Below are 26,294 nucleotides of genomic sequence, written 5' to 3'. Positions count from 1 at the left end.
CGCAGAGGGCACTGAAAATTAGCAGAATTGCTCGCCGCCGCCCTTCATGATCGGGCTATGATCGGCAGATATGAACCGGATACCCGATGCATCATGCCCGTAGACCTGCAAGCTCTCTATCCCAAACTTATCCACCTGATGCTGGATACGGTGTTTGTCGTCGACAGTGAAAACCAGATTGTGTTTGTGAGCGATGCCTGCGAGGCATTGCTCGGCTACCGTGCAGAAGAACTGACCGGCACTCTGATCACCCATTACATGCACCCTGAAGACCTGCCACGCACGCGGGCCTCGATTGTCCGGGTGATGAATGGCAAACCCCATGTCGACTTTCGCAACCGCTATATCCGCAAGGACGGCAGTATCGTGCACATCCTGTGGGCAGCTTTCTGGTCCAAGGAGGTGGGCGCACGGATCGGGGTCGCCAGGGACGTGACAGCCCTTACCAAAGCCGAAGAGGAACTACGCTTCCTCGCCCATCATGACCCACTGACAGCGCTGACCAACCGGTCGTTGTTCAATGATCAACTGAACCAGGCCCTGCACGCCGCACAGACTCACAACAGCACCCTGGCGCTGCTGTTTCTGGATATCAATGACTTCAAGGGCATCAACGATGTGCATGGCCATGCCATGGGCGATCGCGTGCTGTGTGTGATTGCTCGACGGTTGGAACGTTGCGTACGCGAGAGTGACTTGGTGGCACGGATGGGCGGTGATGAATTCACCGTACTGCTGACCGATGTGCCGTCGAAGGACGCTATCGCGGAGAGGGTGGCGCAAATCCTCGCGGTCATGGCCGAGCCGTTGAGCGCTGAATTTGACGGGGTACAAATGCCGTCCTGCAGTGTCGGCGTGGCGTGCTATCCGGCGGACGGAGAGGACGCCGATACGCTGCTCAGCCATGCAGACGGTGATATGTACCGGATAAAAAGGCAGCGGTTTGCCACTGAGTGACATCGGTAGTTAGGGTCGTTGTCGCACGCCCTGGCGTGCCCCCGTCGAGTAAATCAGTCCGCGCGTATCGTTATCCGCGCTTATTGGCTCACCTCACGCGCAGCTTTGACCCACCCATGCGACCTGTTCTGGTGCCCATCAACCGGAAGGACGAATTCGTTGCACTGAGCCTCAACCGGGAAACCAGGGTTTCAAAGTAGAAGCGCATTCCCTCTTTGAATGCCTCCAAGCGCACATTCGCCGAGTTGGCGCAGTCGCTCGGCCATTGCAACGCATTGCTCAACAGCGGCGGCTCCATACAAGCGTCGACGCTGGTATGACAGAGACGGGATGAAGCTGCGGGTACTCAGCACGTCGCTAACATTGACCCCACATAAAAAAGACACCGCAGCGTCCACTCCCTAAATCACAGGCAAAAAAAGCCACTCACTTGAGTGGCTTTTAAATGCTTGGCGCGGGAAGCGAGACGTGCAATTTGTGATTTAGTCATTCTTATGTACGCGCACCAGAGCGGCACACTTCTGCTGACGGGTGGCTTCTTCGGCATCGAACCGAATGCAGATTATCTTTCGTTGAGTCTGGGTAAGGCCGGTATTCGTGCATTGACGGCAGGCCTCTTCGAGTCGGCCAAAACCCACAACGTGCATGTGGCCACGGTCACTGTGGCGCGTTCGTCGAACCGGAATCCGAGGAGGCGATTGGCATTGCAAAGGCGTTCTGGGACCTGCACAACCAGAAAACGTCAAACTGGACCGCAGAAGTCACCTACTCGCGTTAATTCCTGGCGTAGCACCGCACAGCCTTCCAGTGAGCACCGCCAAAAGCCGTGCTCACTTTGCGTTTCAACGCCTGTGTTCTCAACGCTGAAGCCTGGCAGCGACCCGCGGCGATGTTAAATATTGTTAAATCAAAAAATAACTTCACATAATCTGATCATTGGTGGATTATCTATTCAACCCGCATGACACCCTGACAAAAAAACAAAACAGGATGGCAACGATGATCGACACCTCCCCGAATAAGCTTCCCGCCCCTTACCTGTATCTGGACGATCGCCTGCACCTCTGCGGCGCCCACGTACCCACAGCCTTGCTACGGAGCCTCCATGAATAACAAGAATGTTGGTGTTATCGGCTTAGGCGCGATGGGGCTGGGCATTGCCCGCTCGTTGTTGCGCAGCGGCTTCAACGTGCATGCCTGTGATGTGCGAGAAACCGTCACGCAGCAGTTCGCCAGTGAAGGGGGCGTTGCCTGCAGCTCGCCTGTCCAGATGGCCGCCGCGTGCGATGTGATCATCACCGTCGTGGTCAATGCCGAACAAACCGAGACGGTCCTGTTTGGTGAACATGGCGCCGTCGCCGCCTTGCGCCCTGGCAGCCTGGTGATTGGTTGCGCCACGGTGGCCCCTACCTACGCGGTAGACCTGGGCCAGCGCTTGATCAACGCAGGGTTGCTGTACCTGGATGCACCGATCTCCGGTGGTGCAGCCAAAGCGGCGGCCGGTGAGATGACCATGATGACTTCCGGCCCAGCCGAGGCTTATGCAAAAGCCGATGACGTGCTCACGGGCATGGCCGGCAAGGTCTATCGTCTGGGCGATGCCCATGGCCTGGGCTCAAAGGTAAAGATCATCAACCAACTGCTGGCCGGCGTGCATATCGCTGCTGCCGCAGAAGCCATGGCACTGGGGCTGCGTGAAGGCGTCGAGGCCGATGCACTGTATGAAGTGATCACCCACAGCGCGGGCAATTCCTGGATGTTCGAGAACCGCGTGCCACACATTCTCAAGGCTGATTACACGCCGCTCTCGGCCGTCGATATTTTCGTCAAGGACCTGGGCCTGGTGCTGGATACCGCACGGGCCAGCAAGTTTCCGCTGCCATTGTCAGCCACCGCTCACCAGATGTTCATGCAGGCCTCCAGTGCCGGGTTCGGGCGTGAGGACGATTCGGCGGTGATCAAGATTTTCCCTGGCATTGAGCTCCCGACTGCCAAGACCGAAACCGAATAAGGATTGCCCATGAACCTACCTAGCGCACGCCCGTTGCTGGGCTGCATCGCCGACGACTTCACTGGGGCCACAGACCTGGCCAATATGCTGGTGCGCGGCGGCATGCGTACTGTGCAGAGCATCGGTATCCCCAGCGATGAAGTCGCTGCGACACTGGATGCCGATGCGATCGTGATTGCGCTGAAGTCGCGTACTGTCCCGGCGGCGCAGGCGGTAGCCGACTCCCTGGCAGCCCTTGAATGGCTGCGCGCACAAGGGTGCGAGCAGATTTTCTTCAAGTATTGCTCCACCTTCGACTCGACGGCCGCCGGCAATATCGGCCAGGTCAGCGAGGCCCTGCTCAAGGCGCTGGACAGTGATTTCACCCTGGCCTGCCCGGCGTTTCCGGAAAATGGCCGGACCATTTTCCGCGGTCATTTGTTTGTGCAGGATCAACTGCTCAATGAGTCAGGCATGCAGCATCACCCGCTGACCGCGATGACCGACGCCAACCTGGTCCGCGTACTGCAATCACAAACCACACAAAAGGTTGGCCTGCTGCGCTACGACACCATCGCCCAAGGTGTGTCACACGTGCGCGAACGGATTGCAGAGCTGCGCGCCCAAGGCATAGGCATGGCCATCGCGGATGCCCTCAGTGACCAAGACCTGTACACCCTCGGCAGCGCCTGCAGTGATCTGCCGCTGTTAACCGGCGGTTCCGGTCTGGCCTTGGGCCTTCCCGACAACTTCCGCCGGGCCGGCAAACTTCGTGACTTCGATCCAGCCTCCTTACCTACCGTACCCGGTGGCGAGGTGGTGCTGGCAGGGAGCGCGTCGATTGCCACCAACGGCCAAGTCGCCGCGTGGATCGAAGCCGGACGACCGGCGCTGCGCATCGACCCTCTAGCCCTGGCGGCGGGTGAGTCGGTAGTGGCGGATGCCGTGGCGTTTGCCCTGAGCAACCCACACACCGTACTGATCTATGCCACCAGCCCTGCGGATGAGCTCAAGGCGGTGCAACAGCAACTGGGCGCCGAACGCGCAGGCGAATTGGTAGAGAACGCCCTGGGAGAAATTGCCCAAGCCCTACGTCAGGCCGGCGTAAGACGCTTCGTTGTCGCTGGCGGTGAAACCTCTGGCGCCGTAGTCACCGCCCTGGGCGTGCGCCTACTGCAGATTGGCACGCAGATTGACCCCGGTGTTCCCGCGACCCTCAGCAACACTGCCGAACCGCTGGCGCTGGCCCTCAAGTCGGGCAATTTCGGCGGTAGAGACTTTTTCGACAAAGCACTTAAGCAACTGGCAGGAGGTGCGCAATGAGCAACGAAAACGCCTTGCGCGAAGAGATCTGCATCGTCGGTCACAGTCTTTATCAGCGAGGGTACACAGTCGGCAGCGCCGGCAACATCAGCGCGCGCCTGGATGACGGCTGGCTGATCACGCCAACCGATGCGTGCCTGGGCCGCCTTGACCCTGCGTTGATCGCCAAGGTCGACCTTACGGGCAAATGGGTCTCTGGCGACAAACCGTCAAAAACCCTGGCCTTGCATCGCCAGGTTTACGATCGCAACCCTGGCGTCGGTGGTGTGGTGCATACCCATTCCACACATTTGGTGGCCCTGACGCTTGCCGGTGTTTGGCGCCAGGATGACATCCTCCCCCCACTGACGCCGTACCAGGTGATGAAGGTCGGGCATATCCCGCTGATCAACTATCAACGCCCCGGCGCGCCCGATGTGGCGGACCAGGTCGCGCGCCTCGCCAACAGTGTGCGTGGCGTAATGCTCGAGCGCTTGGGCCCGGTGGTCTGGGAAAGCTCAGTTTCCAAGGCCAGTTACGCCCTCGAAGAACTCGAAGAAACCGCACGCCTGTGGCTGATGAGCAACCCGCGTCCGGCGCCGCTGGATGCTGCAGCGCTGGCCGAGCTTAAAAGCGTTTTCGGCGCGCACTGGTAGGCACCGTTCCCAACCGCAACACCCTTAACAATAAAAACAACAGGACCTTCCAGCATGACCACTATCAAGTTTCGTGTTGATGTTTGCAGCGACAAAAAACCATCCTGCGTTTTCCATGAAGGGCCGCGCTCATGAGCCCGCTTATCCTGATGGCGACCGCAGGCCTAGGCATCGCCTTGCTGCTGTTCCTAGTGCTCAAATACAAATTCCAGCCGTTCGTGGCGCTGATGTTGGTCAGCATTATGGTGGCCTTGGTGGCGGGAGTTAAACCTGCCGATCTGGTCGCCACCATTGAAGGCGGCATGGGCAAGACCCTCGGCCACATTGCGATCATCATTGCCTTGGGCGCGATGATCGGCCGCATCATTGAGTTGTCGGGCGGTGCCGAGGCGCTGGCCAAGACCCTGATTGAACGCTTCGGTAATCGACGCACACCCCTTGCCTTGACGATTGCCGGTTTCATTATCGGCGTGCCGGTGTTCTTCGAGGTGGGGGTGATCATCCTCATGCCGCTGGCCTACGGTGTGGCTCGTCGCGCTCGCAAGCCGTTGCTGATGTTCGCGTTGCCGATGTGCGCAGCGCTGCTTACGGTGCATGCATTTCTGCCACCGCACCCAGGTGCGGTCGCCGCCGCCAGCCAACTGGGTGCGGACCTGGGCCGGGTGCTGATGTTCGGGCTGCCGCTGACGGCGTTCCTGTGCTACGTCGGCTATCGCGTGGCGGGGCGCATGACGCGCCGCTTCTACCCGATGTCCGATGATATCCGCGCCGAAGTCTACGGCCCGCACGTCACCAACGACGACCTGCGCGCCTGGCAAGACGGCAAAACCCAAGAGGCGCAACAAGGTGCAGAGACCGTCTCGCACATGGGCCTGGAGGAATCCACCAGCAGTATCGTGGCCAAGCTGCCACCCGCCCCTGCGCCGGGTTTCGGCTTGATCGTCAGTTTGATCCTGTTGCCGATCGTGTTGATTTTGCTGGGTACGCTGGCGACGTCACTGCTGCCTGTCGAATCAACCCTGCGCGGCATCATGACCGTGCTCGGTGCGCCCCTGGTGGCGCTGCTGCTCGACACCTTGCTGTGTGCCTGGCTGCTCGGTTCCCGTCGCGGCTGGAGCCGTACCCAGGTCTCCGATGTGATTGGCTCGGCGCTGCCGGGTGTGGCCATGGTGATTTTGATTGCGGGTGCCGGTGGCGTATTCGGCAAGGTACTGGTGGATACCGGCATCGGCGCAGTGGTCTCCGACCTGCTGCGTACCACCGGGCTGCCGGTGCTGGCCCTGGGCTTTTTGCTGACCATGTTGCTGCGCGCCGTGCAAGGCTCCACCACCGTGGCGCTGGTAACCACCGCAGGTATCATCAGTCCGTTGATCGCCACGCTTAACCTGACGCCCAACCAAATGGCCCTGCTGTGCCTGGCTATGGGCGGTGGCGGGCTGGCGATGTCGCACATCAACGACGCCGGCTACTGGATTTTCACCAAGCTGGCCGGCCTCAACGTGGCAGACGGCCTGCGGACCTGGACGGTGATCACCACCCTCCTCGGCACGCTCGGCTTCCTTATCACCCTGTTGATCTGGCCTTTTGTCTGATCGTTTTTCATCAGGAGTTCACATGCCTCGCTTTGCTGCCAACCTAAGCATGCTTTACCCCGAACACGCTTTTCTGGAGCGCTTCGCAGCGGCTGCGGCCGATGGTTTTGATGCCGTGGAGTATCTGTTCCCCTACGAATACAGCGCCCAGGTACTCAAACAGCACCTGAGCGACAACGGCCTGGTTCAAGCCCTGTTCAACGCGCCGCCCGGCGACTGGGCGGCGGGCGAACGCGGCATCGCCACCCTACCGGGCCGCGAAAGCGAATTTCGCGCCGGCTTCGACCGTGCCCTGGAATACGCCGCCGTGCTAGGCAATACCCGCATCCACGTGATGGCCGGCCTGCTGCCCTCGGAGCAGCAACGTGAGCGCCATCACGCGGTGTACCTCGAGAACCTGGCTTACGCCACCGCCCAAGCACGTCAGGCTGGCGTGACGGTGTTGCTGGAACCGATCAACACTCGCGACATGCCGGGGTTTTTCCTCAACCGACAGGACCAGGCACACGCGATCTGCAAGGAGGTCGGCGCAAGCAATTTGAAGGTGCAGTTTGACTGCTATCACTGCCAGATCGTCGAAGGTGATTTGGCGGTCAAACTGCTTCGCGACATCAACGGCATTGGCCATATTCAGATTGCCGGCGTACCCGACCGACACGAACCGAACCTGGGTGAATTGAACTACCCCTACCTGTTCGAGCTGATTGACGAGTTGGGCTACGACGGCTGGGTCGGTTGCGAATACCGCCCCAAGAGCGATACCTCGGCAGGGCTGCAATGGTTGCGGGACTGGAAAGCGCGCTAAGTGATCAAGCCCCTGCATACCTTGGTGCGCACGGGCTCCTAAAACAAAAACAATAGGAAATACCCATGCACAGATTCAGTCCACGCCCCGCGGTCGGGCTGTTGTTGTCCCTGGCGTTGATCAGTTCCGCCGTCGGCGCCGCGTCGTTACCGGCCGCGACCGAGGGCGATTGGATCGCCCCGCAGTTCACCTTTCACACCGGTGAAAAACTCGCCAACCTCAAACTGCACTACATCACCCTCGGCAACCCCAAGAACCCCGCCATCCTCTACCTGCATGGCACCTACCGGCCCGGCAGCGATGTGCTGAGCAAGGATTTTGGCGGCGAACTGTTCGGCCCAGGGCAGCCGCTGGACGCCAGCAAGTACTACATCATCTCCACCGACGGCATCGGCGTGGGCCAGTCCAGCAAACCCTCCGACGGCCTGCGCGCAAAGTTTCCCGAGTACAACTACACCGACCTGGTTCAAGCCCAGTATCGATTGGTTACCGAAGGCCTGGGGATCAAGCACCTGCGGCTGATCATCGGCAACTCCATGGGCGGCATGCAAACCTGGATGTGGGGCCAGACCTGGCCGCAGATGATGGACGCGCTGGTGCCCATGGCGTCCCAACCCACCGAGATGTCATCGCGCAACTGGATGATGCGCCGCTTGCTGGTGGAGTCGATCAAGCAAGACCCGGCCTGGAACAACGGTAACTACAGCGCGCAACCGCCGTCCCTGCGCCTGGCAAACGCGATGTTCAGCGTTGGCACCAGCGGCGGCACCCTCGCCTATCAGGCGGCGGCACCGACCCGAGCGCTGGCCGACAAGTTGGTGGATGAGCGCTTGAATGCCGCGCAAACCGCAGACGCTAATGACTTCATCTACCAATGGCAATCCTCCGCCGACTACAACGCAGCCCTCGGTCTGAACAAGATCCAGGCGCCGGTGCTGGTCATCAACTCGGCGGACGATGAGCGCAACCCTCCGGAAACCGGACGGTTGGAAGCGTCGATGAAAGAGCTCAAGCATGCACGGCTGCTGCTCATCCCCGCCAGTGCCGACACCCGTGGCCATGGCACCACGAGCATGGCGAAGTTTTACAGCAAGGAGCTGGGGCAATTCATGCAAGAGACTGAAAAGGCGCGTTAGGCTGGCTGGGGGTCGGACGGCAACATCAATTCGACCCCTTGCTTGCGAATCCCATCCGCCGCCGCAGGCGCCAGTGCGTCATCACTGATGATCACATCGAACTGCTCCAACCCGGCAATTTTGTACATGCTGAACGTACCGTACTTGGAGCTGCTGGCCACCAGCACCACTTGGGACGCCGATTGCATGGCCACCTGCTTGACCTCCACCTTCAGCGCCGACGGTGTAGTGATGCCGCGTCGCAGGTCCCAGGAGCTGGTCGAGATAAACGCGATATCCGTCACCACCTGACGCAGTGTCGCCACCGCCAGGCCGCCGACACAGGAATGATTGGAATGGTCCAACTGCCCACCGGTATGAATCACCGTCACGTGGGGTGCATCCATCAACGCCTGAACCACGCCGAAGTCATTGGTCACCACCGTCATGCCACTGAGCAGTTTGATATAGGGCACGATCTCCAGGGTGCTGGTGCCGGCATCCAAATAAATAGTCATGTCCGCCAACAGGAGACGGGCCGCGAGTTTGGCCATCGCTTGCTTCTGCGGCAACTCAACCACGGCCTTGACCTGGTGGCTGGGCTCACTGTGAAGCTGGCTGGCAATGCGCACACCGCCCGTCACCGAATACGCCAGGCCTTCCTGCTCAAGCAACGCGATATCGCGGCGCACCGTCATGTGTGAGCAGTCGAACATCTCCATCAACTGGTGAACACTCAGCACATGCTGTTTGCGCAACTGACGCAAGATCAACTCGCGACGCTGTTCAGGAATCATCGGCGCGCCGCTTTCGGCGGCCACGTCCTTCTGGCTTGGCATTCGGTGCTCCAAAGGCTTAGATAGGGTGGCGGTGATTGGCGTACATATTAGCGAATCCACCCGCCGATCTGTAACTCACTGCACCTAATTCAGCTCGCTGTCCTTGATGTGGGCAATCGGCGCAAGCAACGACGGATCGAAGGGTTCCGGCGCGCGTCCCTCCAGCAACCGTTGTACAAGGTCCGGATTGGCCAAGGCAGCCTTGCCGACAGCGACAATATCTGCGCCAGCCTGCAGGGTTTGTTCAACGCTGCTCAAGTCCTGCACTCCGCCATTCGCAATCAACGCGACACCAGGCGCATAACGGCGAGCCAGCGTTACCAGGCTTGCCTCGTTACCGCTGAAGGCCGGCTGCCAGGCTTGATGCTCCGTCACATGGATGAAGTCGACCCCAGCGTCAGCCAAGCTGCCGAAGATCGTCTGTGCGTCATGTTCCCCACCCGCCCATTTGTGCTGAAAGTCATTGACCTTGCCCTGGGATATACGCACACCGACCGGCAAGTGCCCGACCACCTTCTTCACCGTTGCAATGACCTCAAGCGTCAGGCTCAAGCGCTGGCGAACATCACCGCCCCATCGATCTTCGCGTTGATTGGAGTAGCCCGTCATGAACTGATCCAGCAAGTAGCCGTTGGCACCATGGATCTCAACGCCGTCAAAGCCCGCGATTCCAACAGCCCGTTTAGCCGCCTGGGCAAACCCCTCAATGGCATCTGCGATAGCTTCATCGCTCATGGCCTGGGGCACTCGATACGCCCCCTCGCCGTAATAGAACTTCATCTGTTCGCCTTTCGGGCGAATGGCCGAAGGGCCAGCAGATTGCTCAACAAAACGGTTCGCCTGGCTCAATGCACCGGCGTGCATGATCTGCGCGATTGCTGCGCTCTCATGGCGATGAATCGCCTCGACTACCTCGCGCCAGGCAAGCGCCTGTTCGCTGTCCGTGATACCGGGCTGGTTCAGGTAGCCCTGGGCATATTGCCGATCGGTGTAGATCCCCTCCGTGATGACCAAGCCAAAACCGCCACGGGCAAAACGCTCGTAGTATCGCGCCATCGCAGGTGTGGCATTGCCGCTCTCGCTCGCACTGACGCGTGTCATGGGAGCAAGCGCCATGCGATTGTTCAGCTTAAGAGCGCCCATATCGAATGGCGTTACAATGCGCGAGTTTAGTGCTGTCATGATTTGCCCTCAATTATTCGCCAGCCACGACGATAAGCGCGGCAATCGCCCATTAGAAGCGCACGCTTGCAATAAGGCGCCTTAACGCAAACGGTTATAACCATGCAGATTCCCGAGATAGAGGTGTTCGCTAACGTCGCCATCAGCAGCAGTTTGTCCGAGGCTGCGCGGCGGCTTGGGCTGTCGGCGATGACCGTCTCACGGCGTCTGGCGGCCCTGGAAAAAGAGCTGGGTGTGCGCCTGGTACACCGCACCACACGCTCCGTCGCACTCACGCCGGAAGGCGAAATGTACCTGCCTTACGCAAAGACCATGCTTGAGGCCAACGAAGCTGCGCAGGCCACGTTGAAAACCAGTGCGGGCAGTGCCAGCGGCACATTGAGGGTCACCGCGCCTAGCGTCTTTGGCCAAACCGTCATCATGCCGCTGCTGCCAGCCCTGCTGGCTGACCACCCAACCCTCAAGGTCGACCTGACGCTATCGGATAGCATCATCGACATCGCCGGGCTCGGCATTGATGTGGCCATTCGCATCGCCACGCTGCGCGACTCGACATTGGTGGCTACCAACCTTGCGCCGAATCCGCGTGTCGTGTGCGCAAGCCCGGCCTACCTGGCGCAATGGGGCACACCGACGGTGCTGGAAGACCTCAATCATCATCGATGCATCGCGTTGCACGGAATGCCCTATTGGCCGTTCACCAACGGCGAGAACGCCGTGGCCATTCGAGCTCAGGGCGCGTTTTCCGCCAACAGTGTCGAGGCGGTGCGCACTGCAAGCAAACAAGGTCTGGGCCTGGCCATGCTGACCTATTGGGATATCCGCAACGAACTTGCTGAAGGCTCACTCGTAAAGGTGAACCTTGAGGATGTGCTGCCCGAGCAACTGTCGATCACGGCAGTGCTACCGACACGTCAACATGTGCCGCACAGAGTGCGCGTGTTCGTTGAGCACCTGGAAAAAGTACTCAACAATACACACAGCGAACCAGACGACCTTCTGCGCCAACACCCCATCACGAATCCAGGTGCACCATGATCAGAGAGTTGAAGACATTTATATGTGTTACGCAGCGGGGCACGTTCGCAGCGGCTGGCCAGCAGGTTGGGCTGACGCAGTCTGCCGTCAGCGCTCAGATCAAAAGCCTTGAGGACAGCTTGGGCGTCAAATTGTTTGATCGTACCGGACGCTCAGCCACGCTCAATTCAGCAGGCCAACGTGCCATTCCCCTGGCCGAGGAAATCCTGCGGCTTTTCGGTCGAATGGGTGCCGCAGACAGCGGCAATGACTTCCACGGCGCACTGCGAATCGGCGCGATCGGCACGGTTCAGACCGGGATCCTGCCGCAGGCGCTGGTGGCTTTGAAGTCACAGGCGCCTTTCATCGAAACCAACCTTGTCCCGGGTGTGTCGTTGAACCTGCTCAGCCAGGTGGACGCTGGCGAGCTGGACCTGGCCATCATGATCAGACCGCCTTTTTCCCTACCCAAGGATCTGCATGCCGAAGTCATCGCGCGCGAGGCTTTCGTATTGATCACGTCCAAAGATGTAGTGGGCGACGACCCGCTGGCGATTCTGGCGGAACAACCCTTTGTGCGGTATGACCGAGGCTCGTTTGGCGGGCGGCTGGTCACCCAGTTTCTCAAGCAGCAAAAAATCCATGTGCATCAGGCACTGGAGCTGGATGAACTGGATGCCATTGTCAAAATGGTACGCAGTGGGCTCGGCGTTTCGCTGGTACCCAAGGCGGGTCTATGGCTCGAACATGCGGATGATGTCAGGGTGCTGGAGTTGCGCCATCTCACGTTTTTCAGGGAGATCGTACTGGTCTCAAAGTATCGGCAAAAACATTCACCGCTGTTCAACATCTTCCGGACCTGCGTCCTTGATGCGGCGTGATGCCGTCCGAATTCATCTGAGCGATAGAAAATCAACCGCGGCACCGCAAGCTGTTGAGCGTTTGTACGACCTATCGTGGTGCAGCATGAACAACAATGGTGCAAAAGCCTGCACTACCGACTTAATCATCGAAATAATTCGTGCTCATGACTCAGAATTTGCGCTTTTCCCCACTGTGTTTCCGGATAAGAATTGATTCAGATCAAAACAAATCAATAGGAAATCACCGTGAGCCTCTCCCCTTTCCATCTGGCAATTCCCGTCTACGATCTGGCCGCCACACGTCACTTCTACGGTGAGGTGTTCGGTCTTTCCGAAGGTCGCTCCAGCGACCAATGGGTAGACTTCGATTTCTACGGCCATCAACTGGTCATCCACGAGCACCCAAAGACAGCGTCGCAGGAAAGCGTCCACAGCAACCCGGTAGACGGCCACGACGTACCGGTTCCGCACTTCGGCATCATCCTGGAGTGGGCGCAATGGGAAGCGCTGGCAGAGCGCTTGAAAGCGCGCGCAACCAAGTTCGTGATCGAACCCTACATCCGCTTCCAGGGCCAAGTCGGCGAGCAGGCCACCATGTTCCTGTTCGACCCATGCGGCAATGCGCTGGAGTTCAAGGCGTTCAAGGATATGAGCCAGCTGTTCGCCAAATAAGACGTTGTTCAAGCGACCGTCGCCATTAGAGCGACGGCGCACTCTCAAGCCGTGAAGCCTTGCTGTGTTGCGCCGGATACCTGTGAAAGCTCGTGCTTTCTCTGTCTCGCTGCACGCGCGTGGCCGATGCTTAGCCTGCCGCATGAGGATAGAGAACACTATGTCCGACCTCAGTTGCATTTTGGATGAGCCGCCGAGAGCGCCGCTCTCCACCGTGAAATGGCACTTTGAGCCGTGCGGTGATCGCTGCGTAATCCTTATATTTGGCAGCGTATTTTCCATTGACCTCAACCGCCAGGCCGCCTCGGTCGGCAGCCAATTACGCACTCTGGGCGCACACGGTCAACTGCCGGGCGTCACGGATGTTGTCTCTGCGATGGTGACCGTCGGCGTACATCCTGATACGCCATCCATACCAGCGACTTCGGTATCTCGAATGCTTTTTGCTGCACTAAAACGTCATCCACGTTTGAGTTGTGTCCCGCATAACGAAAGTGCTCCCCCTTCGCTCCAGCCCCATTACAGGTCTGTCATCACTAATACGGGTAAGTCCGTCCCTATCCTCACGGTACGTGCCGAGGATAGGTTCTCACGTTCCCCAAAACGGCCTGGCTCAGGTTCTTGCTGCCTTAACAACGGGTGCCGTGCAGTCGGTAGACAGGTGTCCTCTGCACTTCTCGGGGTCCGGCTATATAAGCCCGTTTTAACACCAGTGGAGATTTCGTCGCGTCATCAGTCAGTTCACTTTCGCTCAACTGCCTGAGCCTTACGTGACAGTAGTTACTCTGTCTTTTCCCGAATCGCTCACCACCAACATGCTGAACATGTTCGCAGCATCGGGTCGTTTGATCAGTACGCCTGCACGCCCTGACCGGAGGGCCTACCTCCATCCATCTTGGAACATGGAGTTGTCATGCCGCCGTTTTCATCTCGTCGCCATGACGCCTCCTTCGTGACACACAAAACCAGTTCAACCACCGAAGTGCCCAAGGCCTGATCAAGTTCTCGATCTGGTTGTTGTCGATGGGCACAGCACCACCCCCCCGGTAGCGCGTCAGCGCTACCCAGCGTTTAAGGCTATTATCCAGTGCTTTGGCCGTAGCCGAGCCCTCTGGGACAAGTTCTCGTTGCGCCAGCATCCCCTCAAGAAGTTTTTTTCAGCAAACCGACCCCTTCGACCAAAAAATCAACCTGACCCGCCAGACGCAGAAGGCGGAAGAACGTTATCGGCAGGTGGGGGCACTGCAATAAGCAGTGACTAAACATCACCCTTGAAACCCAGATTCCAAGACGCACGCAAGGCTGCCTTCTTCAACGCCCGCACCTGCTCAAGGTTGGTTTCCCGGGAGATGTTTTGCAGCGTAGCAACCAGCGCCACGGTGCCGATAAACTCCGCATTGATGCCCAGTATTGGAGCGGCAATCGCAGAAATGCCCAATGTTTCTTCCTCGATTGCAATGGCCCAACCTTGCTTACGCACTTCGCTAATCTGGCCTGCCAGCTGGGCGTGGTCAACAACGGTATAGGGCGTGATGGCCGGCAGTTCGAGGGGCAGTTGCTCGATCCCCAACTGCTTGGCGAAGGCCAGCGCCACCTTACCCTGGGCGTTGCAATGCAGCTGTAATTCAGTGCCGGTGCGCACGCCGATTTCGAGGGTCGACTTGCCCAACTGGGTCTCGACCACCATCAGGCGACGCCCCTGCAAGACCGACAGGACCACCGACAGTCCCAACTCGTCGCGCAGGTCGCGGATCGCGTCAGCCGACGCGCTGAGCAGGTCGATACCGTCGGCGGCGATTTTCCCAAGGACGTAGGCCTGGATACCGAGGCGATATTTGGATGTCTGCGGGTTCTGGCTCAGGTAGCCACGCTCCACCAGGGTTTTCAGGTGCCTGAACACCGAGCCCTTGGTGGTGCCGAGTTGCGTCGCCAAGTCACTGACGCCCACCTCCTCGCTGGCCCTGGCGACACGCTCTAACACATCAAGTGCCAGCTGTACGGACCTGACCCCCCCCTTGGCTATTTCATCACTCATCGCTAGTCCTTTTGACGTAATCGCTCATAGGGCCGTCGGCCTGGCAAGCTTTATGCTGCAACTAAAAAACCTTGTTCGCACAGGCGAAACGATACCGCTTCACGTTGAGTGTTAACAAGGTGCCATTCTGATAATTCGCGCTGCGCACGCTTTCGACGCCAAAAAAATTGCCCTCGCCCTACAAACCTATGATTTAGATATAGATCTTCGTCCAGCAGTCAAATCACGATCAAGTCTTGTTCTCCAGAAGAAACAACATTACTCTCAGCGAAACACAAAATATTTGACGACCGCGCTCAATAATCGTAAAAATGAAACAACGTACCGCATACGCATACGATTGAATAAAGAGGACGACGTCATGACCGCTCGTGATTCGGCGATGGCCAAGCGAGATATTGCCCACCACCTCCATCCGCAGACCAACCTGCGCGTTCATGAGCAGGTTGGGCCATTACTGATTGAGCGTGGAGAAGGCATCTACGTATTTGATGACCAGGGCCAGCGTTATATCGAGGGCATGTCGGGGCTATGGTGTGCGACGCTGGGTTTCAACCAGCCGCGCCTGGCCGAAGCGGCGTATGTGCAGATGCTCAAGCTGCCCTATCAACAGACGTTCGCTCACCGCAGCCATGGCCCGGCCGCGGACCTCGCCGCTGAACTGATCGCTCACGCACCAGCGGGACTCGACAAGGTGGTGTTCCAGAGTTCGGGCTCCGAAGCCATCGACACAGCCATCAAGCTGGTGCGCTATTACCACATTGCCCTCGGCAAGCCCGGTAAGCACCGCCTCATCGCCCGGCAGCGCAGCTACCATGGCACCACCCTGGCCGCCGCCAGCCTCACCGGTCTGCCGAACATGCATAAAGGCTGGGGCGACCCTCTGGCAGATGTGATCCATGTACGCTGCCCGCACCTCTATCGCCAAGGGCTTCCAGGGGAAACCGAAGATGCATTTTCGACACGTCTGGCAGAAGAACTGGAACAAACCATCCTAGACGCCGGGCCGGACACCATCGGTGCCTTCTTCGCCGAGCCGGTGATGGGCACCGGCGGCGTGATCCTGCCGCCAGTGGGTTACTTCGCCAAAGTGCAGGCAGTGTTGCGCAAATACGACATCCTGATGGTCGCCGACGAGGTGATCTGCGGCTTTGGTCGTACCGGTTACTACTGGGGTTGCCAGGCGGTAGGCATCCAGCCAGATATGCTGACCTGTGCCAAAGGGCTTTCGGCCGCGTTCCAACCGATCTCGGCCCTGCTGATCAGCGACCGAATCTATCAAGTGATCGCCGACCAGAGCAATGCGCTCGGAGGCCTCGGTCATGGCTACACCTATGGTGGGCATCCGGTTGCAGCGGCGGTGGCCTTAGAAACTCTGCGCATGTACGACGAATTGAACATCGTCGAGCACGTGATCGAAGTGTCCAAGGCATTCCAGGCGGGCGTAAAAGCCTTCGCCGAACATCCCCTGGTAGGCGAGGCGCGTGGTATCGGCCTGATGGCGGCTTTGGAATTCGTCGCAGACAAACACACACGCGAGCCCTTCCCGTCCGAACTGAAAGTTGCGACTCAGGTGAGTAACGCGCTGCAGCGCCGGTCCATTCTGTTGCGCGCCCTGGGCGACACCTTAGTCATGGCCCCGCCGCTGATAGTCGATGCCGATCAGATCCAGACTATTCTCAACGCCGTAGGCGAGGCGCTGGATGAAGTCCTTTCGAGTATCCGCCCATGACCTCACAGCCTATTCGTTCGCTACCCAGGGTCCCTATGCCAATACCCGATACTGCTTCAACCCACCCGCAGAGCCCGGTGCTGGTTCGCTTTGAAGGGGTCCACAAGACCTATGATGAACGCAGCTGGGTGGTCGACAACCTTGACCTGAACATCCGCCAAGGTGAGTTCCTGTCCCTGCTCGGCCCCAGCGGATCAGGCAAGACCACGACCTTGATGATGCTTGCCGGTTTCGACGCGCCGGACCGTGGGCGCATCCTCATGGACGGCAACGACATCAGCAAACTGCCCGCCTACAAGCGTGACATGGGCGTGGTGTTCCAGAGCTACGCGCTGTTCCCGCACATGAGCGTGGCGCAGAACGTCGCCTTCCCGCTCAACCTGCGCAAGGTGCCCTCGGCCGAGGCGAAGGAGCGAGTTAAGCAAGCCCTCGCGCTCGCACGCCTCGAGGGTTTTGAGGAGCGCAATCCCGGACAATTGTCCGGTGGCCAGCAGCAACGTGTGGCGCTGGCCCGTGCGTTGGTGTATCGCCCGCGCATGCTGTTGATGGACGAGCCGCTGGGCGCATTGGACAAGGCACTGCGCGAGCACATGCAACTGGAGCTGAAGGCCATCCATAAACAGTTGGGCATCACCTTCGTCTACGTCACCCATGACCAGGACGAAGCCATGACCATGTCCGATCGCGTCGCCGTATTCAATGAAGGCAAGATTGCGCAGATCGATTCCCCGCAAGCCATCTATAACCGTCCTTCAACCCGTTTTGTCGCCAATTTCCTCGGCGAAACCAACGTGCTGGAAGGTGTTGTGCTCAGTGTCTCTGGCGGCATGGCGCAGATCCGGCTCAGCGAAGATGGCTCGATCCATGAAGCATGCTGCGCCGACCCGGCGTTGGCGGCGGGCAGCGTAGCCGAGCTGGCCATTCGCCCCGAAAATCTGCGGCTCGCCGCACCGGGCGAAGCGGCGGTCAGAGCCTGCGTGATCGATAACATTTTCCACGGTGCCCACTGCAAATTGCGCCTGAACATGGCCCAGGGCAGTGAGCTGTCGATGACCTACAACCCGGTCAGCCTCGGGCGAACGCCGCCGATACCGGGTGAAATGCTCTCGCTGGCCTTGCCAGGCACGCAGGCAATGATCCTGCACTGAACCATCCAAAAGAATAAAGACTGTATCGATCTGTTGCCGTACTGCTGCCGACAATAACCACATCAAAAGGCCGGGAGTCACATCATGCTCAATCCATGTTCCATTCGCAGTTTTACCTTCGTCCTCTGCGGGCTCGCACTGCTGCACGGCACCGCCCAAGCCCGCGACCTGACCGTGGCTTCCTGGGGCGGCGCTTACCAGGATGTTCAGCGCAAGATCTTCTTCACCCCTTATAGTCAGGCCAGTGGCAACAAGGTGATCGACGACAGTTGGGACGGCGGTATCGGGTTATTGCGCACCCGCGCGGAAGGCGCTGACAGTGGCTGGGACGTGGTGCAGGTCGAGGCTGAGGACCTGCAACTGGGGTGCAGCGAAGGGCTGTTTGTTTCGATGGACTTCCAGCGCATCGGAGGCAAGGACAACTATATTCCCAGCGCCGTCAGCGAATGCGGCGTCGGCAGCGCGGTGTACAACTTCGTGCTGGGCTACGACACCAGCAAAGTCAGCCGCGCCCCGAAGGACTGGGCCGACTTCTTTGACACCCAGACCTTCCCCGGCAAACGCGCGCTGCGCCAGGGCCCCAAGGGAAACCTGGAGATCGCGCTTATGGCTGACGGAGTTGCGCCGGCGGATGTCTACAAGACCCTCAACACCCCGGGCGGCGTCGAGCGCGCCTTCAAGAAACTCAACACCATCAAAAGCCAACTGCTCTTCTGGAAAGCAGGCGGTCAACCGATGCAATTGCTGGCATCGGGCGAAGTAAGCATGACCACCTCCTACAACGGCCGGGTGACCAATGCGATCCACCAGGACCACAAGCCGTTCGGCTTAGTGTGGAACCAGTCACTGCAAACCATGGACAGCTGGGTGATCCTGGCCAACTCGCCGAATGTGGACAAGGCCTACGGCCTGCTCAACGTGATGAGCAAGGCGCAAAACCAGAAGCTATGGCCAAGCCTGCAACCGACCGGCATTACCTCGGTTGAAGGTATCGCCCAGACCGATCCCGCCGCCCTCGCCGACTCCCCCAGCGCGCCGCAGAACAGCGTCAATATACTCTTACTCAATGACAAATTCTGGGTGGATCGTATCGACGAGTTGAATGCCAAGTGGACCGCCTGGTCGGCCCAGTAATGGAGATTGAGTACACGACATGAGCACAATCGTTCTGAATGACTCAGTGCCCGTGGTTGCCCGCAAGGATCGGGGGGCGCTCTGGCGCGCCTACAGTCTGCTGGTACCTTTGGTGGTGTTTTTGCTGCTGACCTTCGTGGGGCCGATCGGTACCTTGCTCTGGCGCGCGGTTGCCGACACCGAGCTGCCCCAGGCAATGCCGGCCACCGCCCTCGCGGTGGCGCAATGGGACGGCCGCTCGGCCCCCGATGAGCGTTTGTTCAAGCCTCTGATCGAAGAGCTCAAGACCGTCGCTCCGCGTGACCTAGCGTCCGCCGCACGACGCCTGGCTTACGAGGCGCCAACCTTACGCGCGCTGCTGATGGCTGCCAAGCGCGAAGCCGGTAACCTCGTGGGCAGTACCGCAGAGATGCAACAGCTGGACCCACGCTGGCTGGATAACGCCACCTGGCAAACCTTCAAACGCGCATCGGGACCGGCGGGGACCTATCACCTTTTGTCCGCCGTGGATATGAAACACGACTACCAGCAGGGCCTGGTCAGCAAAGATGAAGCCGGGCTGTACCGCTCCATCCTCGGGCGGACGTTTGGCATCGCCGCCATCACCACCCTGGTTTGTGTGCTGCTGGCGTTTCCGCTGTGCGCCTATCTCGACCGCCGTACGCCACGAACGCGCAATGCCCTGCTGCTGCTGATCCTGCTGCCGTTCTGGACGTCGATCCTGGTCCGCACCACCGCGTGGATGGTTCTGCTGCAAGACAACGGCATCGTCAACGCCGCGCTGTTGAAACTGGGCGTGATCAACAGCCCCTTGCACCTGCTGTACAACCGCTTCGGCGTCATCCTGGCGCTGGTGCATGTGATGCTGCCGTTTATGGTGTTCCCCTTGCTCGCGGCCATGTCCGGCTGCAATCGCTTGCTAGTGCAAGCGGCCTACTCCATGGGCGCTCGGCCACTGCGGGTGTTCTTTCAGGTGTACATGCCGCAAGTATTGCCGGGCGTTGCGGCGGGCGCGCTGATGGTGTTTATCGTAACGCTGGGCTTTTACATCACTCCGGCACTGCTGGGTGGTCCCGGCGACCAGATGATCAGCTTTTACATTGCGCAGTTCACCACCGGCACCTTGAACTGGGGCCTGGCTTCGGCACTCGGGCTGGTGCTGCTAGTGGCCACCACCCTGCTCTATCTCATCCAGGCGCATCTGGCGCGCCGCACTACAGGAGCGAAGTGATGGTTCGTAACCCAAACAGCGGGCCGGCAGCCTGGTTCGGCAATCTGGGCTTGTCACTGAGCGGCTGGCTGGTCCTGGCCTTTCTGCTGCTGCCGATTCTGATCGTGTTGCCCCTGTCGTTCAGCGACAACCGCTACATGTCATTGCCGCTGGGGCAGTTCACCCTGCACTGGTACGAGGACTTCTTCTCTTCCAGGCAATGGCTGGGCGCACTGTTCAACAGTTTTACCATTGCCCTTGCCAGCACGGTGCTGGCGATGATGCTTGGCGGGCTTGCTGCATTGGGGCTGCGCCATCCGGCGATGCCGGGCAAGCGCGTGATCGAGGTGCTCCTGATCGCGCCGATGATCGTGCCGGCGGTGATCGTCGGCGTGGGCATGTACTTCGTGTTTTCCAACGCCGGCCTCACGCGCACCTACCTTGGCCTGATCCTGGCGCACACCACCCTGGCGGTGCCGTTTGTGGTAGTGAACGTGGGCTCGGCGTTGGGCGGACTCAACCAGCGCTTGTTATGGGCTGCCGCGAGCATGGGCGCAACGCCGTGGATGACGTTACGCAAGGTCACCCTGCCACTGATCTCGCCAGGGCTGGTGTCGGGCGGCTTGTTCGCGTTCGCCACCTCACTGGATGAAGTGGTGGTGACGTTGTTTCTCGCCGGCCCAGATCAACGTACCCTGCCCCGCGAGATGTTTACCACCGCCCGCGAAGCCTTGAGCCCGGTTCTGCTGTCGGCCGCTACCATCATGGTGTTGTTAGCCACATTGTTGCTGCTGTTGTCGCGCTCGGTCACTCAACGTTCCTAACCCCGGCTACAGGCGTCGGTAAGTACCCGCGTGCAGTCGCTCGCTGATTTCAGCCGCAGCCGACTGCAACTCGCGCAGCATGGCGGCCGGTGGCGGCGACGGGATCGCCGCGCTCGGGCCAACAATGCCAATGGTCCCGACAATCAGGTCGTTCTCGCGGAAGATCGGGCAGCACAGCGCATTGATGCCGAGAGTCACTTCACCGTCGGCGTCGTCGTACAGGCGCTGGCGGATCAACGCCAGGCGCTGCACCAGCTCATCGGGATCATGCAATGTACGCTCGGTCAGGCGCGGCATCTTGCGCCGCAACACCCGCTGCTGGCTGGCCGCATCCGCGAACGCCAGCACTGTGCGCCCCTGGGCAGAGCAGTACGGCAGCACGCGGTTACCCGGCTTCACCGAAATGCACACATTGGCCTTGGATTCGACGCACGACACCACCAGCGCCGTGTCATGGGTCGCGACCGCCAGCAACGCGGTCTGCCCGGTGGCATCGCGGATACGGGTGAGGTAAGGGTCGGCAATGGCGCGCAAGTCGAACTGCTCGCCGGCGGCCTCGCCGTAGGCCACCAGGCGAGCGCCGAGCAGGTATTTTTCGCTGACGGGGTCTTGCTCGAGAATGCCGAGCTGGCGCATCGAAGCCAGGTGCCGATAGGTCCTCGGCTTGGCGGTCTGCAGTTGATGAGCGAGTTCGGTTACCCCCAGCGGACGGCGCGCGGCTGTCAGCTCATCCAGCAGGCGGAAAACCATTTCCACTGATTCCAGCAGCACCGGGCCGCTGCTGGGCTTTTCGTCATCCTGTACCAAGAGGTCACCTCAAGCGATAGCTGGGAAAGCCCCGATTGTATCGCTTGAAGAAACAGTTGTGTTGTTCTGCGATATCAAATAACGGACGCTTCGCCCGCCACCGGGGTGGCACACGCCGAAGGGAGTTTGACGCAAAACATCACGAACGCGCCGAGCAACGTCATGGCTGCCAGTACATACAGGCCATATTCCAATTGCCCGCTGCTCTGTTTGACCCAGCCCATCATGAAAGGGCTGGCATAGCCGCCCAAGTTACCCACCGTTGCGATAAGCGCGATACCCGCTGCCGCTGCGGTGCCCGTCAACAACACGCCCGGCAGCGCCCAGAGCACACAAAAACCTGCCAGGCCTCCGGACATCGCCAGGCTCAGCCCCGCCAGCGACAGCACCGGGTGCTCGTGGAAATACGCCGCGAACGCCAGCCCCAGCGCGGAAGCCAGGTTGCACAGCGTGCCGTGCCAACGCCGTTCACGGGTTCTGTCGGAGTGGCGGCTGACCAGCACCATCACCACCGAAGCCGCCGCAAAGGGAATGGCTGCGATCAACCCGGTATTGAACAAGCTCTTGACGCCGAGCCCCTGAACAATCTGCGGCAACCAGAACGACACGCCATAGGTGCCGCACAGCAACGCAAAGTTGACGTAGATCAGACACCACAACCCTTTGTTAACAAACGCCGCCCGGAAATTGTGACTGGCGCCCGCGGCCTCATGCTGCTGACGCTGTGCCTCAAGTTGCAGTACCACCCGGGCATTCTGCTGAGGCGTTAGCCAGTGCACCTGGCCAGGCCGGTCATCCAGGTAGAAATACACGGCGATGCCCAGGAACACGGCAGGTAAGCCTTCGAGCAGGAACAGCCACTGCCAGCCCGCCATGCCGCCGTAACCGGCGAAGGTCTGCATGATCCAGCCGGACAACGGGCTACCCAATACTCCCGCCATGGCTATGCCAAGGTTGAACCAAGCCATGCCTTGGGAACGGGCATAGGACGGTAACCAGTAGGTCATGTACAGCACGACACCGGGATAAAACCCGGCTTCCGCCATGCCCAGCAGGAAGCGCAACACATAGAAGGTGTTCGGGGTTTTGACGAACAGCATCGCGACCGACAATAGCCCCCAGGTGATCATGATGCGAGTGATCCAGATCCGTGCACCCACGCGCTGTAGCACCATGTTGCTGGAGATCTCGCAGAGGCAATAGCCGATAAAGAACACACCGGCGCCAAAGCCGAAGGCCATGTCGCCGAGGCCAATATCGGCGGCCATCTGCAACTTGGCGAAACCGACATTAACCCGATCCAGAAAGGCGACCACGTACAACACGAACAGAAACAGGAGAATACGCCAGGCGATTCGATTATAGATCGCGCAATCCTGCGCACTGTCGAAGGTGTTTCGGGAGATGAGATTCATCGCTGTACTCTTGTAATTGTTGTGCAGGCGAAGAAGCGCCGGTCAAGGCTTGGGGGGGGCAGCGGATCAGGTGGCACACCCCAGAATGAAGTCGGCACAGCGCTCGCCAATCATGATGCTCGGCGCATTGGTGTTGCCACTGACAATGGTCGGCATGATGGACGCATCGGCCACCCGCAGCCCTTGCACACCATGGACACGCAAGTCCGGCCCGACCACAGCGCCGGCATCGGCGCCCATGCGGCAGGTGCCCACCGGGTGGAAAACCGTCTTGGCCACGCTACGCACGTATTCCTCCAGGATCTGGTCGCAAACGTGGTCGTGATCCGGCAGCAACAGCATGTTGCTCACGACGCTGGCCAGCGCCGGAGCTCAGCAGGCCGCTGCGATTGGCCAGGTATTTCAGGCCATGCCCCAACGCGTGCAGGCCACGATCATGGCCCAACAGGCTCACCGGTTTACGCGTCTGGGCGTAGACCGATGCACTGAGGTGGTCCTGGAAGTTTTCGCCGACACCCGAGGCGTCGACGCGGGTGGCAATGCCCATTTCATCCAGGTGCTGGCGTGGCCCGATGCCCGACAGCATCAACAGCTTGGGCGAGGCAATCGCGCCAGCACTGACGATCACTTCGGTCCGGGCCTTGAAGGTGCGCGATACGCCGTCGCGGCCGGTGGCTTGCACGCCGATGACCCGCGGCCCGTCGAACAGCAACTCGGTGGCGTGTGTATCGGTGAGCACTTCCAGGTTCGAGTTCTTACGCAGCGGCCGCAGGTAGCTCACCGCCGAACTGGCGCGCCGCCCATGGGACGTGGTGGTCTGATAGAACCCTGCGCCCTCCTGGCGTGCGCCGTTGAAATCATCGGTGGCCGGCACCCCCGCCTCGACAGCCGCCTTTACGAAAGCACGGCTCAAGGCATGATGGTGGCTGGGATCGCTGACGTTGAGCGGGCCCTGCTGACCGTGCAGTTCACCCCCCAGCCGGGCGTTGGATTCGCAACGGCGAAACACCGGCAACACGTCCTGCCAGCTCCAACCCGGACAGCCGCTGGCCTCCCAATGGTCATAGTCTTCCGCCTGCCCGCGAATGTAGATCATCGCGTTGACCGAACTGCCGCCGCCCAGCGTGCGGCCCTGGGGAATGTACACCTGGCGCTGGTTGACGAAGGGTTCAGGTTCAGTGCGGTACATCCAGGTACGACGCGTGCCATGGATCCTGATGAAGGTGCCGGGAATGTGGATATACGGGTGATTGTCGGCAGGCCCGGCCTCCAGCAGCAGCACCTGCTTGCCCGCACTCGCCAGCCGTGCGCTCAGTGCACAGCCGGCGGAGCCAGCGCCGACGACAATGTAGTCAACGGTTTTCATTGTTATTGTTCTCGATGCGTCGAGGGGCTCAGCCGATCTGGCTCACGAACTTGGTCGTGAAGTAAGCGTCCAGGCCTTCGCTGCCGCCTTCACTGCCGTAACCGCTGTCTTTCACACCGCCGAAAGGCGTCTCGGGCGCAGCCAGGCCGAAGTGGTTGATGGAGACCATCCCGGACTCCAGCTCGTCGGCCAGCAAAGTGGCGCGCTGGATCGAACGGGTGAAGGCAAACGCTGCTAGGCCGAACGGCAGGCTGTTGGCTTTCTCGATCACGTCTTCGACGGTGTCGAAACGCACGATGGAGGCGATCGGGCCAAAGGGTTCTTCGCACATGACGCGTGCGCCTTCAGGCACATTCGTCAGTACCGTGGCGGGGTAAAAGAAACCAGCCCCCCCAGTCGCCTTGCCGCCCAATGCCAGGTGCGCACCCAGGGACAGGGCGTCATCGACATATTCCTGCGCAGCAGTGACACGGCGGGGGTTGGCCAACGGGCCCAATTGCGTCGAGGCGTCGTGACCGTCACCCAGTTTGATGGCGGCACCAGCCTTGCAGAACGCTTCGACAAACTGCTCATACACCGAAGACTGCACGTAGAAGCGCGTCGGCGAGGCACAGATCTGCCCGCCATTACGAAACTTCAGGCCGGCACCCAGGGCGGCCACAGCGTTCACATCGACGTCATCACACACAATGAACGGCGCGTGTCCACCCAGTTCCAGCGTGCAACGCTTCAGATGCTGGCCGGCCAAGGCGCCGAGTGAGCGGCCCACGGGCACGGAGCCGGTAAAGGAGACTTTGCGGATGACGTCCGAGCGGATCAAGTAATCCGAGACTTCGGCAGGCACGCCGAACACCAGATTCAACACCCCTTCCGGTACGCCGGCGTCCTGGAAGGCACGGCACAGTTCGATGCAGGACGACGGGGTTTCTTCTGGGCCCTTAGCAATGATTGAACAACCGGCCGCGAGAGCCCCGGCGATCTTGCGTACCAACTGGCTGACGGGAAAGTTCCAGGGGCTGAAAGCGGCCACCGGGCCCACCGGTTCGCGCAGCACCGTCTGGCGCACACCGCGGGCGCGCGGTGGAATCACCCGGCCATAGGCACGCCGACCTTCTTCGGCGTACCAGTCGATATGGTCCCCCGCGCCGAACGCTTCGAGTTTGGCTTCGGCCAGCGGTTTGCCCTGTTCCAGGGTGATCAAGGCCGCCATTTCATCCGAGCGCTGACGCACCAGATCCGCTGCCTTGCGCAGGATTTTCGAGCGATCGTAGGGGGAGGTTTTGCGCCACACCTGGAAACCACGCTGGGCCGCTGCCAAGGCGCGGTCCAGATCGGCCGTTGACGCCAGGCTCAACTTGGCAATCTGTTCACCTGTGGCGGGATTGAACACGTCAGCCTGGAGGGGATGGGTGCCCGAGGACCATTGACCGTCAATCAGTAGGGATTCGATAACGCGCATGTAAAAGGCCTTCAAAGGATGAGGTTGTATTTCACTGAAAGAAACATGGTTTCTCTGTTTGGCTCAATCCTAGGTTTTGTAGCGCTTCACTGTCAAGGTCGAAAAAGCCACTTGACGATCCCTCATTGCGAGCGCTAGCGTTATCTTACAAAGAAACACTATTCCTACAAAAGA

At 59.9% G+C, this 26,294-nt stretch carries 22 protein-coding genes and 2 pseudogenes; 16 read left to right on the top strand and 8 right to left on the bottom strand.

What is annotated here, in order from left to right; genetic code table 11:
* Positions 1-93: 93 nt before the first annotated feature.
* The 7 genes from ACEN2T_RS20550 to ACEN2T_RS20520 all read left to right on the top strand — a co-directional run bounded on the left by ACEN2T_RS20550 (position 94) and on the right by ACEN2T_RS20520 (position 8,438).
* Positions 94-957: a sensor domain-containing diguanylate cyclase gene (locus tag ACEN2T_RS20550; RefSeq protein ID WP_032885553.1), complete on the top strand. Its 864-nt coding sequence runs from the start codon at positions 94-96 to the stop codon at positions 955-957.
* 1,051 nt (positions 958-2,008) lie between these two features.
* A complete protein-coding gene (ltnD, locus tag ACEN2T_RS20545) occupies positions 2,009-2,968 on the top strand; it encodes an L-threonate dehydrogenase (protein ID WP_256997329.1) in 960 nt (319 codons plus the stop codon).
* Positions 2,969-2,977: 9 nt separating this feature from the next.
* Complete coding sequence (gene otnK / locus ACEN2T_RS20540) at positions 2,978-4,270, top strand: 3-oxo-tetronate kinase (RefSeq protein ID WP_442117433.1); 1,293 nt, start codon at positions 2,978-2,980, stop codon at positions 4,268-4,270.
* Positions 4,267-4,905, top strand: coding sequence for a 3-oxo-tetronate 4-phosphate decarboxylase (gene otnC, locus ACEN2T_RS20535; protein ID WP_032885517.1), 639 nt, complete (start codon positions 4,267-4,269; stop codon positions 4,903-4,905). Before otnK ends, otnC begins: the two co-directional genes overlap by 4 nt.
* A gap of 131 nt (positions 4,906-5,036) precedes the next feature.
* Entirely contained in the window at positions 5,037-6,497 is a 1,461-nt protein-coding gene (locus ACEN2T_RS20530) for a GntT/GntP/DsdX family permease (protein WP_442117432.1), read from the top strand.
* A 22-nt stretch (positions 6,498-6,519) separates the two neighbouring features.
* Complete coding sequence (otnI, locus tag ACEN2T_RS20525) at positions 6,520-7,302, top strand: 2-oxo-tetronate isomerase (RefSeq protein WP_099603318.1); 783 nt, start codon at positions 6,520-6,522, stop codon at positions 7,300-7,302.
* 65 nt (positions 7,303-7,367) lie between these two features.
* Entirely contained in the window at positions 7,368-8,438 is a 1,071-nt protein-coding gene (locus ACEN2T_RS20520; RefSeq protein ID WP_032885523.1) for an alpha/beta fold hydrolase, read from the top strand.
* Here ACEN2T_RS20520 and ACEN2T_RS20515 read toward each other — a convergent pair.
* A complete protein-coding gene (locus ACEN2T_RS20515) occupies positions 8,435-9,256 on the bottom strand; it encodes a DeoR/GlpR family DNA-binding transcription regulator (protein WP_032885529.1) in 822 nt (273 codons plus the stop codon). The two genes, ACEN2T_RS20520 and ACEN2T_RS20515, sit on opposite strands and share 4 nt — an antisense overlap.
* Before the next feature lie 84 nt (positions 9,257-9,340).
* Positions 9,341-10,438: an oxidoreductase gene (locus ACEN2T_RS20510; RefSeq protein ID WP_442117431.1), complete on the bottom strand. Its 1,098-nt coding sequence runs from the start codon at positions 10,436-10,438 to the stop codon at positions 9,341-9,343.
* A gap of 102 nt (positions 10,439-10,540) precedes the next feature.
* Here ACEN2T_RS20510 and ACEN2T_RS20505 point away from each other — a divergent pair, with 102 nt between their 5' ends.
* From ACEN2T_RS20505 to ACEN2T_RS20490, 4 genes are all read left to right on the top strand, one after another.
* The gene (locus ACEN2T_RS20505) at positions 10,541-11,476 is read left to right on the top strand and encodes a LysR substrate-binding domain-containing protein (RefSeq protein WP_442117430.1); all 936 of its coding nucleotides are present in this window, start codon (positions 10,541-10,543) and stop codon (positions 11,474-11,476) included.
* A complete protein-coding gene (locus ACEN2T_RS20500; RefSeq protein ID WP_034105548.1) occupies positions 11,473-12,336 on the top strand; it encodes a LysR family transcriptional regulator in 864 nt (287 codons plus the stop codon). The genes ACEN2T_RS20505 and ACEN2T_RS20500 overlap by 4 nt, the downstream gene beginning before the upstream one ends.
* A gap of 228 nt (positions 12,337-12,564) precedes the next feature.
* The gene (locus ACEN2T_RS20495) at positions 12,565-12,990 is read left to right on the top strand and encodes a VOC family protein (protein WP_034105550.1); all 426 of its coding nucleotides are present in this window, start codon (positions 12,565-12,567) and stop codon (positions 12,988-12,990) included.
* A 142-nt stretch (positions 12,991-13,132) separates the two neighbouring features.
* Complete coding sequence (locus tag ACEN2T_RS20490; protein WP_442117429.1) at positions 13,133-13,753, top strand: carboxyltransferase domain-containing protein; 621 nt, start codon at positions 13,133-13,135, stop codon at positions 13,751-13,753.
* A 202-nt stretch (positions 13,754-13,955) separates the two neighbouring features.
* Here the strand turns inward: ACEN2T_RS20490 and ACEN2T_RS20485 are convergent.
* Both ACEN2T_RS20485 and ACEN2T_RS20480 read right to left on the bottom strand, forming a co-directional pair.
* A pseudogene (locus ACEN2T_RS20485) lies at positions 13,956-14,141 on the bottom strand (IS66 family transposase); the annotation flags it as partial.
* A gap of 107 nt (positions 14,142-14,248) precedes the next feature.
* Positions 14,249-15,025, bottom strand: a complete 777-nt coding sequence (locus ACEN2T_RS20480; protein ID WP_442117428.1) for an IclR family transcriptional regulator — start codon at positions 15,023-15,025, stop codon at positions 14,249-14,251.
* 361 nt (positions 15,026-15,386) lie between these two features.
* On the opposite strand from ACEN2T_RS20480, the gene ACEN2T_RS20475 reads away from it, so the two are divergent.
* The 5 genes from ACEN2T_RS20475 (at position 15,387) to ACEN2T_RS20455 (ending at position 21,073) form a co-directional block, all read left to right on the top strand.
* Entirely contained in the window at positions 15,387-16,757 is a 1,371-nt protein-coding gene (locus ACEN2T_RS20475; RefSeq protein ID WP_442117427.1) for an aminotransferase, read from the top strand.
* A 35-nt stretch (positions 16,758-16,792) separates the two neighbouring features.
* Positions 16,793-17,905: an ABC transporter ATP-binding protein gene (locus tag ACEN2T_RS20470; RefSeq protein ID WP_442117426.1), complete on the top strand. Its 1,113-nt coding sequence runs from the start codon at positions 16,793-16,795 to the stop codon at positions 17,903-17,905.
* A gap of 84 nt (positions 17,906-17,989) precedes the next feature.
* Positions 17,990-19,039 (top strand): ABC transporter substrate-binding protein, encoded by a 1,050-nt coding sequence (locus ACEN2T_RS20465; protein ID WP_442117425.1) that lies wholly within the window; start codon positions 17,990-17,992, stop codon positions 19,037-19,039.
* A 19-nt stretch (positions 19,040-19,058) separates the two neighbouring features.
* Positions 19,059-20,270: an ABC transporter permease gene (locus ACEN2T_RS20460; RefSeq protein ID WP_442117424.1), complete on the top strand. Its 1,212-nt coding sequence runs from the start codon at positions 19,059-19,061 to the stop codon at positions 20,268-20,270.
* A complete protein-coding gene (locus ACEN2T_RS20455; RefSeq protein ID WP_442117423.1) occupies positions 20,270-21,073 on the top strand; it encodes an ABC transporter permease in 804 nt (267 codons plus the stop codon). The genes ACEN2T_RS20460 and ACEN2T_RS20455 overlap by 1 nt, the downstream gene beginning before the upstream one ends.
* Before the next feature lie 6 nt (positions 21,074-21,079).
* On the opposite strand, the gene ACEN2T_RS20450 is transcribed toward ACEN2T_RS20455, so the two are convergent.
* From ACEN2T_RS20450 to ACEN2T_RS20435, 4 genes and pseudogenes are all read right to left on the bottom strand, one after another.
* Entirely contained in the window at positions 21,080-21,880 is an 801-nt protein-coding gene (locus tag ACEN2T_RS20450) for an IclR family transcriptional regulator (RefSeq protein WP_442117422.1), read from the bottom strand.
* A 74-nt stretch (positions 21,881-21,954) separates the two neighbouring features.
* Positions 21,955-23,295, bottom strand: a complete 1,341-nt coding sequence (locus ACEN2T_RS20445; RefSeq protein ID WP_442117421.1) for an MFS transporter — start codon at positions 23,293-23,295, stop codon at positions 21,955-21,957.
* 66 nt (positions 23,296-23,361) lie between these two features.
* A pseudogene (locus tag ACEN2T_RS20440) lies at positions 23,362-24,661 on the bottom strand (GMC family oxidoreductase).
* Positions 24,662-24,689: 28 nt separating this feature from the next.
* On the bottom strand, positions 24,690-26,120 hold the full coding sequence (locus ACEN2T_RS20435; protein ID WP_442117420.1) for an NAD-dependent succinate-semialdehyde dehydrogenase: 1,431 nt from the start codon (positions 26,118-26,120) through the stop codon (positions 24,690-24,692).
* Positions 26,121-26,294: the final 174 nt, after the last annotated feature.

The sequence above is a fragment of the Pseudomonas sp. W22_MBD1_FP4 genome (assembly GCF_052113765.1).
Lineage (GTDB): Bacteria > Pseudomonadota > Gammaproteobacteria > Pseudomonadales > Pseudomonadaceae > Aquipseudomonas > Aquipseudomonas sivasensis.
Note: the sequence above shows the minus strand (reverse complement) of the source record. Positions and strands in the feature narration are given on the sequence as shown.